This window comes from Pseudomonas sp. O39, assembly GCF_045447295.1.
GTDB lineage: Bacteria > Pseudomonadota > Gammaproteobacteria > Pseudomonadales > Pseudomonadaceae > Aquipseudomonas > Aquipseudomonas antarctica_A.
Genome location: NZ_JBJGXV010000027.1, coordinates 33,000 through 46,267, shown reverse-complemented (window position 1 = coordinate 46,267; position 13,268 = coordinate 33,000). Strand labels below are relative to the sequence as shown.

The following is a 13,268-nucleotide window of genomic DNA, read 5'->3' as shown; positions in this document are numbered from 1 at the left end:
TGCGGTGAGCGGTTTACACCTTGAGAATTTTGCCGCTGATAGCCACGCCGGCCAGCAGCATTGCAATCAGCACAAAGGCGGTGCTCAAGCTGCTGCCGTGAGCGATAAAGCCGATGACTGCAGGGCCGGCGAGAATGCCGGCATACCCCAGGGTGGTGATGGCCGGCACCGCGATATGTTCCGGCATGACCTTCTGTTTACCGACGGCGGTGTACAGCACCGGCACGATATTCGAACAACCAGCACCTACCAACGCATATCCCAGCAATGCAGTTTCCCAGGCCGGGAATAACGTAGCGAGCAACATGCCGGCAGTGGCCAGCGTGCCGCCAATCACGATCACCCGGGTGGCGCCCAGACGTCGAACGATGGCATCACCAGTCAGGCGCCCCGCAGTCATGGTCAAGGCGAACGCCGCATAACCCAGGCCGGCATAAGCCTCATCAAGGCCGCGCTCGGCGCTGAGGAACACTGCGCTCCAATCCAGCACCGCACCTTCGGCCAGAAATACGATGAAACACAGGCAGCCGATAAACAGCACCACACCGTGCGGCACAGCAAACGCCGGGCCCGAGCTTTCACTGCCGTAGGGCAACAGGTGTGGTCCGGCTTTGAGCAGTGCCGCCGCCATGATGACGATCACCACCAGTGTTGCCTGCAGCGGCGACAGGCCCAGCCCCAGCAACCCGGCCACTCCCGCCGCGCCGACAATGCCGCCCAGGCTGAACAAACCGTGGAAGCCCGACATCATGGTTTTGCCACTGGCGCGCTCAACGATTACCGCTTGCAGGTTGACCGTCGAATCCACGCTGCCCAGGCCTGCGCCAAACAGGAACAGCGCGGCCATCAGCAATGGAATCGAACTGACTGTGGCGAGCATTGGCAGCGCGAGGCAGATCATGAGGGTGCCGGCCGTCAGTACGCGTCGGCAGCCATAGCGTGAGGCCAGGGCGCCCGCGACGGGCATGGCGATAATCGACCCAACCCCCAGGCACAACAGCAACAGGCCCAGTGTGCCCTCATTGAGATTTGCGCGCGCTTTGGCATACGGCACCAGCGGCGCCCAGGCCGCGATGCCGAAACCGGCGATGAAAAAGGCGATACGGGTCGACATTTGCTCCAGCCGCCCGGGAACCACGGGCGCTGGGGTGGGGATGGCAGTCATGAAAAATCCTTGGTTTTGCGTTCAACGAACGATGTCCGGCGCGACATCCTTGCACATCAGGCCCTGTCGAGCGAGCCGGGTTCCCTTGGCGATGGGGATTGGCGCGCAGGCGGGGAATTTATTTTTATAGCCTTGGAACGCACTCAAGGGCCGCGACCACACAAAGGCTATCGAGCCTTCAGGCGGTGGTCTGGAAGGTGCGTAATCTGCGCGAGAATGGACGAACCCCAGCTATCTTGCGTTGGATTACCACCTTCCAGCTCACTTCCCACGGGACGACCGTTCTGTAATACGCTGCCGCCAAATGTGAATGCAATTGGACGGATGAGCCGATGAAGATTTTCAGTCAGGTAGCGATATGACCCTGTTCTACGACGCACGGGGCAATATCTATGGCGTGGTCAGTCCGGGCTATTTGCGCAACCGAGGCATTGACGTGCCCGAGCGCGCCGACCTGGCCGCGAACACACGCAAGGATTGGGCTTCGTCGGCTATCGCGTCCGAATGTGGATGGGGCGCGTTGCCGCGTGCAGCGGATGCCAAGGCACACCGCTGCGATGGTTTATTGGTCGGGCCCTTCCAGTCGGCGCCGCCGTTTGACGTACTGATCGTCAATACGGACGGCTCACTTGCCGAGCGCAGTGGTAATGGACTGACGATTTTTTCTCAGTCGCTCACTGATCAAGGCTTGATGACTCAAGGCTGTGAGTTGCGGGTGCATCACGACAACGCGGATACCGCGTCACCCCTTGCGACCTATGTGGAACCTGCGGTCTACGAACAGCTTGCAGGATTCTGGCTGGCCCTGGGACAGCCGGAGTTTGGGCCAGCAGCGGTGGGTGCTTGCGGTATCGATTCGGTTGCCATGGGCGCGCGTGAATTCAGTCACGTCGACGCGCTGGCGGCGATCAACCGGCACTGGGCACAAAGCCAGTTTGTCCGTGTCGGTAATCCCCATTGCGTCACGCTCGTCGAGCAAACCTCGGCGTTACCTGACAATCAGTCGATGCTCCACCCCTCACTGTTTGAGCCGCTGCAGGCGATTGCTTTTGCGCCACCAGCCGGGCGCGGCCAACCGTGTTTGGCCGGGGTTAATCTGCAATGGGCCGCTCGGTCTACAGGCAATCAGCTTATCGCGCGCGTGTTTGAGCGGGGTGAGGGGCCTACCGCGTCCTCCGGGACCAGCGCCAGCGCGGTGGCATGCGCAGCGTGGCGGGCGGGTTGGGTCGAGGCAGGGGACGTGGCGGTGGTCATGCCGGGTGGCACGGCGCCGGTACGGTTGCAGAGTCAGGGTGAAACGCTGCTGAGCGTCAGTTTGTTCGGGGCTGCACGCCCGCAAACCTGAATTTGGAAGTGCAGCTGATATCTTTAATAAGTGTCAGCTGTTTCCTTGTCTGTTAGGTAATTTTGTAGAGTTAGTGTGGGAGTGTTCTCGTTGTTGGAGGAGGGTAACTAATCTTTTGTCTTATTCTGTAAAAGACACTTCCGGCTACACCGTACGAAACTTCTTTTTTATCTTTTAAGGGCCGCTTTTCGCCTGGAATCGCTAAGCTTCAACGCATTCAGGCGCTTTTTCCCGGCAGTTAAATCAGCATCCGAAGGGAGAAAGCCTTTCAATCAAATCATTGATGATGGGTAACTTGCGGATGGTTGATGCGTTTGCTTTTTCATGTTTCAAATTGATACTTCCAGAAGTAAATAACGACTTTCAGGTGCTGGCGTTCAAAGGCCGCGAAGTCGTTGATCAACCCTTTTTCATTAAACTGCAATTAGTCAGTGAAAATCCCTCCCTTGATCTGGAGGCACTGCTCCACCAGCCCGCCTACCTGGACTTCGGCGAAGCCGATGCCGGGCTGCACGGGCAGGTCTACGCGGTCGGCCGGTATGACCCGGGCGTTCGACTCACCCGGTACCATCTCACTCTGGCCCCCCGCCTGGCGTGTCTTGCCCATCGGCGCGACCAGCGGATTTTCCAACAACGCAGCGTGCCGCAGATCATTGCGGCGGTCCTTGAGCACCATGGCATCTTTGCCGACGCCTATGCCTTCGAACTCGGCCCTGTGGTCTACCCGCCACGCACGTTCTGCGTGCAGTACGCGGAAACCGATCTGCACTTTATCCAGCGGTTGTGTGAGGAGGAGGGCATTCATTACCATTTTCGCCACAGCCCGAACAATCATCTGCTGGTGTTCGGTGATGACCAGACTGTGTTTCGGCGCTTGGCTGCGCAGCGCTTTTGCTCGACGGGCGAGCTGGCAGGCGAAGCGAGAGCGATCCGGCGTTTCGACCTGTGCCTGGAAACCCGCACTCGGCAAATGATGCTTCGCGATCACGACTTCCAGCATCCGTCGCTGCGCCTGCAAGACACGGCCGGCCCTGCATCGGCGCAACCCCTCGAAGACTATCGTTATCCCGCCGGTTTCACTGCTCATGCGCGGGGCCGGCAATTGGCGCGTCGTGGCTTGGAGCGACATCAAAGCGACCGTCATCGCGCACTGGGCAAGAGCGATCAACCGGCGTTAAGCAGCGGCCATTTTCTTGAGCTGTGTGAACACCCCGATCCTGCCTGCAACGACTTGTGGTTGCTCACCTCGGTGCGCCATGAGGGCTATCAACCGCAGGTGCTGGAGGAAGCGGTGTTTGCGGCTGACACATTCCAGGGGTATCGCAACCGATTCACCGCAACACCCTGGCGCGCAGCGCACAGGCCGCCCCTCAAACACCCGAAGCCGACCATCCAAGGCAGCCAAACCGCCACTGTGACGGGGCCGGCAGGCGAGGAGGTGCATTGCGACGCCTATGGCCGGGTGAAAGTGCGTTTTCATTGGGACCGCCTGGACAACACCGACGACAAAAGCAGTTGCTGGGTGCGGGTGGCATCCGGTTGGGCGGGAGATGGCTTTGGCGCAATGCTGATTCCGCGCGTGGGCATGGAGGTATTGGTGACTTTCCTGGAGGGCGATCCCGATCAGCCGTTGATCAACGGTTGCTTGCCCAATGCATTGCACATGCCTGCTTATCCTTTGCCGCAACACAAGACGCGCAGTGTGTTGCGCAGCCGCAGTTCCCAGGGCGGCGCGGGTGCCAATGAGTTGCACCTTGAAGACCGCCACGGCGAGGAACTCATCTACCTGCGCGCCCAACGCGATCTGGAGCAGCGGGTGGGCCATGACAGCCGCTTGGAAGTGGCCGGAGAGCGCCGTGAAATTATTCGGGGGTTAAGCACGGTTCAACTGGAAAACGGGGAGTATCGATCCATTACGGGTGATCGCAAGGTCGAGCTCAAAGCGAGCGATCATTTACACGTGCAGGGTGACAGCCAGACACATATTGGTCAGTCCATGGTCATCGAGGCTGGGCAGCAAATCTACCTCAAGGCAGGCGCCAGCCTGGTCATCGACGCGGGTGCGCATCTGAGTTTCAAGGCCGGGGGCGAGCACCTGCTGATCCAGGCGGGTGGCATTTTCAGCAGCAGGCCAATTACCGTCGGTGGCTTGCCTCCCGTGACCAGGCCAGCGAACCCTTTGTGGGCAGCGGGTGTACCGAATATCTCGGCGACGCAGGGCGCCATTCTGGACATGGCCCGACAGTTGGGCGCGGACTTCTGCCCGGTGTGTGAGCAATGTCGCGAAGGCCGTTGCACTGTCACGCAGAGGGCCGCGTGATGCCGAGTGAGCCAGGCCAGTGGATGGCCCAACAGCACCAGGCGGGGCGCCGACTGTGCTTGATCCTTGACGGTAACCACGACGCACGCCAATCGCTCTTGGCGGGCCGCAATCTGTCGCAGTATTGCAGCCTGTACGGTGAAACAGCCGTGGCCGAGCTGGCAGCGGCAGGCCCCGTTATTCTGCTGCTGGAGCAGGTGGGTGAGCCCGTGCTGGTCGACCTGTTGCAGTATCCAGAGGCGAACTGGGGCTGGCTGGGCAGCCTGTCCGACGATGACCTGTCTGGCGTGGTCCGACACTGGCGCGACCGCCTGCTAGTAGGGGCGGTTGGAAGCCAGACCCTGTATCGCTTTCAAGATAACCGTACCTTGGCCCGCGCTCTGGTCCATCTGCCGAACGAGCATTGGCCGGCGTTCCTCGGCCCACTGATCAGTGTGTGCTATTGGCACGACGGCCATTGGTGCCAGAGCGAAAACCCGGCGCCCGGCGAGCATTCGGTCCCTGTACCTGCACCTTGGTTGAACACGCCCAACCCCCAGGCCGAAGTCATCCTGCACGCCAATATCCTGCGCTACCTGCTGACCGAGCACAGCGAAAGCCTCGCCGCGCTGGTTGAATTCCAAGACCCCCGGGTCTGGCTGGACCAAGTGCTGCAACAAGCCCGTGCCTGGCAATGGCGGGAGCCGCAGCAGCTCGAATTTTTGGTCGTGCACAGGTTGGAAGAGGCGACGCAAAGCAGCGTGATTCGCTGGCAGCCGATGGTGGGCGAGGCGCCAGGTGATCATTTTGAACGGGTGGTGGAGCAGTGGCGAAGGTTGGGAGATACGCATGAGTAGGTTGATACACAGCGTTTGGGTTGCGCTTGGAATGGGATGGCTGTCGGGGTGTGCGATGGGGCCGGTTGATCGCTTTACGCTGGAGGTGGATTTACCGGCGGATTTTGAACTTAAAACTGCTGCTAATTACCGCCCGGCTACAGGTGAGACCTGCACGTTGCCAGTACGTAGAGGCAAGCGACCAGAGCGGAAGGTCTTTTTTACTGAGTTCAGCCCGGTGGCCAACCGGGTGAATTATGAGCTGCCGTTAAGCGAAACCATTGAAGGTTGCCCTTCGGTGCTGCACAGCGTTCAGTTCGAGTTTTATGGGAAGTGGGGGAAGCGGGACACGGACGTCGGCAGGGATTTTGGGAGTATCGCTATTCGAGATCGCCTGCCAGATGATTTTCCGACCATGCCCGAATCTGGGGTTCAGGTGTTGCAAGGGCAATGTCGATGGCATTTTCGGACGGTGGGCCCATTGCATGCGATCAGGAAAATTTTGCAATGCCATTCGTTGGATGCAATGGGGCTGCCAGAAAAAACAAAGCCGGGCGGTGGCGCTCAACGTGATCAGATCGAGGGTAAGAAACTCCGATTGGTGCTGACTGTTACCAAGCAAGAGTTACCTGCGTTTAGAGACAGATGGATAGCGGTTCCGAGAGGGTGGAAGCGTTGCAGAGGAACGAGTTTCGAAGACCTGACGGGGGCTTGTGGCGGCTTTACTACAGACTTTAAACCCATACAAATGCCGGATGGGCGCATATGTGATGTCTACCCAACGTGCAATGAATAAGGAGCGAGTTCATGAAACTGGACGCATGGAAGCAACCATTTTTCAGTGGGAAGATGCCCGCTTGCGCATTGAAAGGGCACTGGGTGAGTTTTTCTTTGGTAGATGAAACTGGCAGTGGAAAGGCCTATGGCGGGCTTCCATACACCCTTCACGACAGTACAGGATGCCAGTACGACGGCAGATTGAATGGTGAGGGATTTGCAAGACTACAAGGTTTTTACTGCGGTCCGGTCGTACTCAAATTTGATGGTCTGTATTCCGGGGCGCAAGCACCGTATTACCAACTGCGGACTCGCGTTGCGTACGAGCTACCTATCACCGAACTTCAAATTCGCGCCGAGCAGACCAGGTTTTCTACTAAAGATGGCCGGCGTACCGAAGGTAATCCGGCACAGTCGCAAGCAGACAGGTTTTACCAGGTTGAGGTGCGGGATTTGGTTCGCCATGTCGCCCATCTTCCACCGGTGACGCCTCGAACTCATCGCCCCCAACGCCATGCATTGAAAATGATGGCGGACCTGGGATTTGGACCACCTCAACCTGCCTTGTCAGGGGTGGTGTTATTCCCGAATCAGCACTCTGTACTGGAAGTCAGACCGCTGCGAGCACTGCGTCCGATGCTGTCTATTGAGGACAGCTTCTGCGCGTTGAACCTGTATCAATTGGCTCTGATGTCTACTTTGAGTTACTGCGATTTTGGTCAGCAACCGCCCAAGAAACCTATTGACCATGTGTCCTTCCCGCTGGACCCAACGGTTGGAAATCTGTTTGCTGAAAAACTGTCGCTATTTGAGGACGCCTGGCGAGTTGATCCCGAGCAAGTCCAGCGTTTTTATCCGCTTTATCAAGAGGTTCCTTACTCCCTGCGTTTTGAAATCCTTCCCTTCGATCCGGAGCTATACCCACAGAATCGTCCGGCATTGGAGCATGAGCAGGAGCATCCTGCGCGCTTACATTTTTTCGATGATGAAAAGTTCGGTACTGACACTCAAGCTTTCATCACTCACCATGATGAAATAGTCCTGATCGCTGTGCGAGGTACCGCCAGCGGTGCCGACGCACTACGAGACGCAAATGCCCACCAAGTGCCATTTTCCGAAGGTGTTGGCAAAGCCCATGAAGGCTTTTACCAAGCCTATCGAGCGATGCGAGATTTCGTTTTGCACTACCTCGACCTGTTCCACAGCGGCCAGCGTATTGTGATTTGCGGCCACAGCCTGGGAGGCGCCATCGCTTTGCTGCTGGCAGAAGGGCTGCGCCGAGTTCCCGGGTCGCAGTACAACATCCTCCTCTACACCTATGGCGCGCCCCGCGCCGCCGATTCGGAATTCGCTGACGGTGCCTCATCCCTGATCCACCATCGCATCGTCAACCACAACGACCCGGTCCCCAGTGTCCCCGCCACGTGGATGAACACCACCGCCAAACTGTGGGTCCCGGGCGCCGTCACGCTCTTCAGTGCTCCCGCAGCAGGCGGCCTGCTGTTTGCGGCAGGCCTGGTACGCGTGGGGGGCAATCCTTACCAGCATCACGGCGAACAACAGCACTTCATGCCGATCAAACTGCCGGACGGTACGCACTCCTCGGTGTTATGGACGCCCGGCTGTGAATCCATCCTGGAGGCCGGCTGTAACCGTGCGGTGCAACTGCATGGCGATATGCCGGGCCGCGACAACCTGTTGAAACAACTGTTCCAGGCGAACCAGCATTTCATGACCGCCAGCTACATCCCGGCAGCCTGGGCCACCTTGCGTCGCTGGCAACAAACCCTGGATAGCCAGGGGCCTTTGGTCACGCCAAGAGAGTTTGAGTTACTCGACCTTGCGCTCGAAACCATGACTCGACAGTTGCGCAACAAGAACCGCGAACTTGAGCGTCGCCGCCCTGCGAACCAGCGCGGCTGTGGACATGAACACAACCAGGCACTCAACGCAGAAATTGACCGCCTGCACACCAGCCGTCGCCGTCTGGAATCCTTGCGTTGGCGCCGCCTGGAAGCGCGTGACGTGTATGGAAGTCACGCTCAATCCAGCCAGTTGCAGCCCAGCCTGAAACGTTGGTTCAGCCACCGGGAAAACCGTGAATTAGCGCAAATCGCCAGTATTCCTGCGCCCATTCAAAGCAGCCCGTTGAACCCGCAACCGTTGGATATCGACTCGATCGTCTAGTGGTCGGTTTTACAAGAACTCGACCTGCGCCGGTTGCCGCTTCATCAGCACCTTGCCATTACGGATCGAGTAGAGCGGCAGGCCCTGGCTGCGGATCACCTCATAGTCGCTGTCTGCCGAGAGGATCAACAGATTGGCCGGGCGCCCGGGCTCCAGGCCGTACCGGTCACCCAAGGCCATGGCCTTGGCGCTGTTGTCGGTCACCAGGTCCAGGGCGCTTTGCAGGTTGCGGTAACCGAGCATGTGGCAGATGTGCAAACCGGCTTCCAGCACACGCAGGATGTTGCCATTACCCAGCGGGTACCACGGGTCGACGATGGAGTCCTGACCGAAGCAGACGTTCATGCCGGCCTCGAGCAGTTCGTTGACGCGGGTGACGCCGCGGCGTTTCGGAAAACTGTCGAAGCGACCTTGCAGGTGGATGCTTTCGGTGGGGCAGGAGACGAAGCTGATTTTTGAGTGCCCCAACAGGCGAAACAGCTTGGCGCAATAAGCGTTGTCGTAGGAACCCATGGCCGTGGTGTGGCTGGCGGTGACGCGTGTGCCCATGTCGCGGCTGCGGGCTTCTTCGGCAAGAACCTCGAGAAAACGCGAGTGCGGGTCATCGGTTTCGTCGCAATGCACGTCCACCAGGCAGCCGGTACGTTCGGCCAGGTCCATGAGAAACTTCACCGAACTCACGCCTTGGTCGCGGGTGTATTCAAAGTGGGGGATACCACCGACCACATCGGCGCCCAGGCGGATGGCTTCCTGCATCAGTTCGCGGCCATTGCGGTAGGATTCGATGCCCTCCTGCGGGAAGGCGACGATTTGAAGGTCGATCAGGTGCGTGCTTTCTTCGCGGACTTCCAGCATGGCTTTCAGTGCGGTGAGGTCGGGGTCGGTGACGTCGACATGGGTGCGAACATGCTGGATGCCGTGAGCGGCCAGGGCCTGGATCGTTTGCTTGGCGCGGGTCTTGGTGTCTTCCTGGGTGATGGTGGCTTTGCGCTCGCCCCAGCATTCAATGCCCTCGAACAATGTGCCACTCATATTCCAGCGCGGTTCGCCGGCGGTGAGGGTGGCATCAAGGTGGATATGCGGCTCGACGAAGGGCGGTATCACCAGGTTGCCGGCGGCGTCCAGGTCGTCTGCCCTTAAGGTTGGCGCCACGGTTTGTGGCGTGATGCTGGCGATCCGGCCGTGTTCCAGGTGCAGATCATGCAGGCCTTCACGGTTGCGCAGGCGGGCGTTGATGATATGCATGGGCAAGTTCCTCTTGGCTAATGACAATCAGGCAGACAACGCCAGATTATCCGGGCTGTTGTGATGTACGGCCTGGCGCGTCGGCCATAAGGTTACCATTCCCAAGACGCCTGCCAGACTCATCCCCGTGCATCAGCCAGCGGTGCCCGTACGCGCAGCACTGCGCTCAGCCCAATGTAGGTCAAGGACGCGGCAACAATCCCCACCAACGGTGCCACCCACGGCGAGTGGAACGCCAGCATGGTGCCCACGGCATACGCTACCAGCCCAGGCCAATTGAAGGCCGGCAGGCGGGTCTCGGCCAGGCGCGGATATTGGCCGCGATAACGGTAGAAGAAGTCCGCCATGATCACCCCGCCAATCGGCGGGATCACGGTGCCCAGCAGAATCAAGTAGGGCACCAGCAGGTCGTACATGCCGAGCAACGCCAGCAGGGTGCCGATTACCGCGCCGGCCAGGGTCACGGTCTTGCGCCTGCGGGTGCGCAGCAAATTGCAGCCTGCGACGGCGAAATTGTAGATGGTGTTGTCCTGGGTGCTCCAGATGTTGAGCAGCAACATGGCCATCGCCGCCATCGCGAAACCTTGGAGCAGCAAGACTTCGACCACGTCCGGCTGCTGATAGACGATGGCGCCATAGGCCCCGATCAACACCATCAAACCATTGCCGATAAAGAAGCCGATCAGGCTCGCCAGCACCGCGACTTTGGCCGAACGAGAAAACCTCGTCCAGTTGGTGGCCTGTGTCGCGCCGCTGACAAAGGTGCCGAACACCAGCGTAATCGCGGTGGACAAATCCAGCTCGCCTGTCGGCACCACCGCCAACAGGCCGTCCAGGCCGCCGACTTTGAGGGTGGCGACCCCTATCGACAGAAACAGTAAAATGCCCATGGCCGGCACCGCGATGTAGGACAGAATCTCCAGCCCGCGATAGCCCACATAGGCCGTGGCGCAGAACACCAGGCCAAACAGCACCATCAATGCCAGCACCGTGCCTTGGCCCAATTCGAAATACTTGCCCAGCACCACTGCGGCGGTGGCAGTGCCCCAGGCGTACCAGCCAATCTGAGTGAAGCCAAGGATCAAGTCACTGAGCTTGCTGCCCACCTCGCCAAAGCAGAAACGCCCCATCAGCACCGAGTTCAAGCCGCTTTTGAAGGCGATGTAACCCAGGCTTGCCGCGTAAATACCCAGCAACAGGTTACCCAGGGCCACGACACCGAGCATCTCGGTGAAACTGAATGCTACGCCCAGCTTGCCGCCGGCAAACATGGTCGCGGTAAAAAACGTAAACCCCAACAGCACCATGGCGGTAGACGCCAGGCCCTTGCGCGCATGCATCGGCACTTCGCTGAGGGGGTAATCGTTGCCCGGTTCTTGCTGCGTCATGGCCTTGCTCCCTGGATGACTGACGCAGGGCTATTGCACTGCGCGTGCCAAACCGGCAGCGCAGTGTATGTGGAGCCAAACAGGCGCGTATCGTCTCATTGCATGGTCGTTGTGCCCGGTCGGGCACGAAAGCAGTGCAGCGGTGATACACATTGGATCAGTCGAACAGCGTCTGGGTGACCTCGCCGCGATGAAACGCAAAGGCTGCTTCGAGATCGCTTTCGATGGTGCGCCCACGGGACAGCGGCGGCAGGTCGTCCAAGGTAAAAAAGCCCACTTCAGTGGTCTCGAAACCGGGCATCGGCGCCAGTTGGTCCACCCGTTCGCAGAGGAAATACAGCTTGTAGAAGTCCCGCACGTCCGGGCGATAGAGGCCCTTGGCCTTGTGAGTGACGCTATACAGCGCGCGTGCCGTCACGCTTAGCCCGGCTTCCTCGCGGATTTCCTTGACGATGTTTTCCGCCGCCGATAAACCGATATCGGCATAACCACCAGGCAGCGCCCAGCAACCATCAGTCAATTCGCGCACCAGCAGAATCCGGTCGCCATCGATCACCGCACCGCGCACTTCAACCATCGGCGTTGAATAACGCTTGGCAAAATCCGACACCAGCCCGGTGATGCGTTCCAACGGCACATCCGCCAGTTGCGCCAGCATGCTGTGAGCAATCTGCGCAATTTCTTCAAGGCGCTCACGTTCGAAATCGTCGGTGCAAAAGTGCAGCCCTGTGGACGCCAGTGCCTGTAGGCGCTTGGCCTGTGCCAGCCAGATGTTTTCCATGAGGTTCTCCTAAAGGCGCTTTGTCATGTACACACGGTGCAGGCCGTGTTCCTCGATGCGATGGGTTTCCACATAGCCGCGGCGGGTGTACAACGTGATGTTTTCAGTCATCGCTACATGGGTGTAGAGGCGGATGGTTGCGTAACCCGCAGCGAGTGCCTTGTGCTCGGCAAAGTCCATCAACTGACGTCCCAATCCCAGGCCCTGGGCATCTGGGGCGACGGCCAGGTTTTCCAACAGCAGGTGGTTATCGGCGTTGAGCAAGATGATAAAACCCTGGACCCGCCCGGCGTTGTCCAGCACATGCACGTGCCCTGCCTCGACCTGCTGGCGGTAGTCCTCAAGCATCGGCCCGGGCTTGCGGCCGATCCGTTCGATGTAAGGCGAATAGGCGGCCTGGACGATGGCCTCGATGGTCGCAACATCAGCAACAGTGGCGGGGCGCAGCATTGCAGTGTGCTCCTGTCAAAATGGATCAGCCCTTCGGCGCCTCGAAGAACGCCTCGATACGGCATTCGAACACCTTGGAGATCTTGAACGCCAGAGGCAAGCTCGGATCATGGCGACCGGTTTCGATCGCATTGACGATTTGGCGCGATACACCCAGACGCCTCCCATGAGTGGCCACACCCATGGGATTCGGGTACATGCCGCATCAAGCGTGCTTCCCAGGCATAAAAAAACCACCCGCAGGTGGTTCTTCAGCACTTCATCGCTTATTCACCGCGATAGATACAACCACTGGTGCAGGTCTCATGGATACGAATTGCACTGAGTTCCGGCAGCAGGGGTTTGAGCTCATTCCAGATCCACTTGGCCAGCACTTCGCTGGTCGGGTTTTCCAGGCCGGGGATGTCATTGAGGTAGTTGTGGTCGAGGCGTTCATAGAGCGGCTTGAAAATCGCCTTGATCTCCGAGAAGTCGCGAATCCAGCCGGTATGGGGATCCAGGTCGCCGCTCAGGTGGATCGCCACTTTGAACGAATGCCCGTGCAGGCGCCCGCATTTATGGCCTTCCGGTACGTGGGGCAGGCGGTGGGCGGACTCGAAGGTAAACTCTTTGAAGATTTCCACGGTGTGACCTGTAGGGCTTGTGTTGCGTGGGTTTGAAGTGATTGTCAGTTTTAGATGCACTGATCAATGTACTGATAGGTCGTCGCTGGGCGCGATTGAGGCCATCCATTCGGCGCTTGCCGACTGGCGCCAGGCGACCGAGTTGGGGCCTATTCTAACCTGTTTTGGCAAC

At 59.1% G+C, this 13,268-nt stretch carries 13 protein-coding genes; 5 read left to right on the top strand and 8 right to left on the bottom strand.

The genetic code is table 11. The features are described 5' to 3' along the window. Positions 1-13: 13 nt before the first annotated feature. On the bottom strand, positions 14-1,165 hold the full coding sequence (locus ACI77D_RS25590) for an MFS transporter (protein ID WP_064451736.1): 1,152 nt from the start codon (positions 1,163-1,165) through the stop codon (positions 14-16). Between the two features lie 358 nt (positions 1,166-1,523). On the opposite strand from ACI77D_RS25590, the gene ACI77D_RS25585 reads away from it, so the two are divergent. The 5 genes from ACI77D_RS25585 to ACI77D_RS25565 all read left to right on the top strand — a co-directional run bounded on the left by ACI77D_RS25585 (position 1,524) and on the right by ACI77D_RS25565 (position 8,609). Continuing rightward, positions 1,524-2,510, top strand: a complete 987-nt coding sequence (locus ACI77D_RS25585; RefSeq protein WP_064451737.1) for a diaminopimelate epimerase — start codon at positions 1,524-1,526, stop codon at positions 2,508-2,510. A 301-nt stretch (positions 2,511-2,811) separates the two neighbouring features. Then, positions 2,812-4,830, top strand: a complete 2,019-nt coding sequence (gene tssI, locus ACI77D_RS25580; RefSeq protein WP_407017716.1) for a type VI secretion system tip protein TssI/VgrG — start codon at positions 2,812-2,814, stop codon at positions 4,828-4,830. After that, on the top strand, positions 4,830-5,666 hold the full coding sequence (locus ACI77D_RS25575) for a DUF4123 domain-containing protein (protein ID WP_407017715.1): 837 nt from the start codon (positions 4,830-4,832) through the stop codon (positions 5,664-5,666). Before tssI ends, ACI77D_RS25575 begins: the two co-directional genes overlap by 1 nt. Beyond that, positions 5,659-6,441 carry a hypothetical protein gene (locus ACI77D_RS25570; RefSeq protein ID WP_128591693.1) on the top strand — a complete coding sequence of 261 codons (783 nt, stop codon included), beginning with the start codon at positions 5,659-5,661 and terminating at the stop codon, positions 6,439-6,441. The genes ACI77D_RS25575 and ACI77D_RS25570 overlap by 8 nt, the downstream gene beginning before the upstream one ends. A gap of 11 nt (positions 6,442-6,452) precedes the next feature. After that, positions 6,453-8,609 carry a lipase family protein gene (locus ACI77D_RS25565; RefSeq protein ID WP_407017714.1) on the top strand — a complete coding sequence of 719 codons (2,157 nt, stop codon included), beginning with the start codon at positions 6,453-6,455 and terminating at the stop codon, positions 8,607-8,609. A gap of 9 nt (positions 8,610-8,618) precedes the next feature. On the opposite strand, the gene codA is transcribed toward ACI77D_RS25565, so the two are convergent. The 7 genes from codA to ACI77D_RS25530 all read right to left on the bottom strand — a co-directional run bounded on the left by codA (position 8,619) and on the right by ACI77D_RS25530 (position 13,267). Then, positions 8,619-9,854 carry a cytosine deaminase gene (codA, locus tag ACI77D_RS25560; protein ID WP_064451741.1) on the bottom strand — a complete coding sequence of 412 codons (1,236 nt, stop codon included), beginning with the start codon at positions 9,852-9,854 and terminating at the stop codon, positions 8,619-8,621. A gap of 119 nt (positions 9,855-9,973) precedes the next feature. Continuing rightward, the gene (codB, locus tag ACI77D_RS25555) at positions 9,974-11,242 is read right to left on the bottom strand and encodes a cytosine permease (protein ID WP_407017713.1); all 1,269 of its coding nucleotides are present in this window, start codon (positions 11,240-11,242) and stop codon (positions 9,974-9,976) included. Positions 11,243-11,399: 157 nt separating this feature from the next. Then, a complete protein-coding gene (locus ACI77D_RS25550) occupies positions 11,400-12,023 on the bottom strand; it encodes an NUDIX hydrolase (RefSeq protein ID WP_064451743.1) in 624 nt (207 codons plus the stop codon). A 9-nt stretch (positions 12,024-12,032) separates the two neighbouring features. After that, positions 12,033-12,473: a GNAT family N-acetyltransferase gene (locus tag ACI77D_RS25545; RefSeq protein ID WP_221294381.1), complete on the bottom strand. Its 441-nt coding sequence runs from the start codon at positions 12,471-12,473 to the stop codon at positions 12,033-12,035. A gap of 25 nt (positions 12,474-12,498) precedes the next feature. Beyond that, positions 12,499-12,672, bottom strand: a complete 174-nt coding sequence (locus tag ACI77D_RS25540) for a helix-turn-helix transcriptional regulator (RefSeq protein WP_221294382.1) — start codon at positions 12,670-12,672, stop codon at positions 12,499-12,501. A gap of 67 nt (positions 12,673-12,739) precedes the next feature. Further along, a complete protein-coding gene (gene queD / locus ACI77D_RS25535; protein WP_003190259.1) occupies positions 12,740-13,096 on the bottom strand; it encodes a 6-carboxytetrahydropterin synthase QueD in 357 nt (118 codons plus the stop codon). A gap of 63 nt (positions 13,097-13,159) precedes the next feature. Further along, entirely contained in the window at positions 13,160-13,267 is a 108-nt protein-coding gene (locus ACI77D_RS25530; RefSeq protein WP_237140897.1) for an AlpA family phage regulatory protein, read from the bottom strand. Position 13,268 lies beyond the last annotated feature (1 nt).

Coding starts and splice junctions, on each gene's coding strand:
- ACI77D_RS25590 (WP_064451736.1), bottom strand. CDS start 1,165: ATGACTGCCATCCCCACCCCAGCGCCCGTGGTTCCCGGGCGGCTGGAG.
- ACI77D_RS25585 (WP_064451737.1), top strand. CDS start 1,524: ATGACCCTGTTCTACGACGCACGGGGCAATATCTATGGCGTGGTCAGT.
- tssI (WP_407017716.1), top strand. CDS start 2,812: ATGGTTGATGCGTTTGCTTTTTCATGTTTCAAATTGATACTTCCAGAA.
- ACI77D_RS25575 (WP_407017715.1), top strand. CDS start 4,830: ATGCCGAGTGAGCCAGGCCAGTGGATGGCCCAACAGCACCAGGCGGGG.
- ACI77D_RS25570 (WP_128591693.1), top strand. CDS start 5,659: ATGAGTAGGTTGATACACAGCGTTTGGGTTGCGCTTGGAATGGGATGG.
- ACI77D_RS25565 (WP_407017714.1), top strand. CDS start 6,453: ATGAAACTGGACGCATGGAAGCAACCATTTTTCAGTGGGAAGATGCCC.
- codA (WP_064451741.1), bottom strand. CDS start 9,854: ATGCATATCATCAACGCCCGCCTGCGCAACCGTGAAGGCCTGCATGAT.
- codB (WP_407017713.1), bottom strand. CDS start 11,242: ATGACGCAGCAAGAACCGGGCAACGATTACCCCCTCAGCGAAGTGCCG.
- ACI77D_RS25550 (WP_064451743.1), bottom strand. CDS start 12,023: ATGGAAAACATCTGGCTGGCACAGGCCAAGCGCCTACAGGCACTGGCG.
- ACI77D_RS25545 (WP_221294381.1), bottom strand. CDS start 12,473: ATGCTGCGCCCCGCCACTGTTGCTGATGTTGCGACCATCGAGGCCATC.
- ACI77D_RS25540 (WP_221294382.1), bottom strand. CDS start 12,672: ATGTACCCGAATCCCATGGGTGTGGCCACTCATGGGAGGCGTCTGGGT.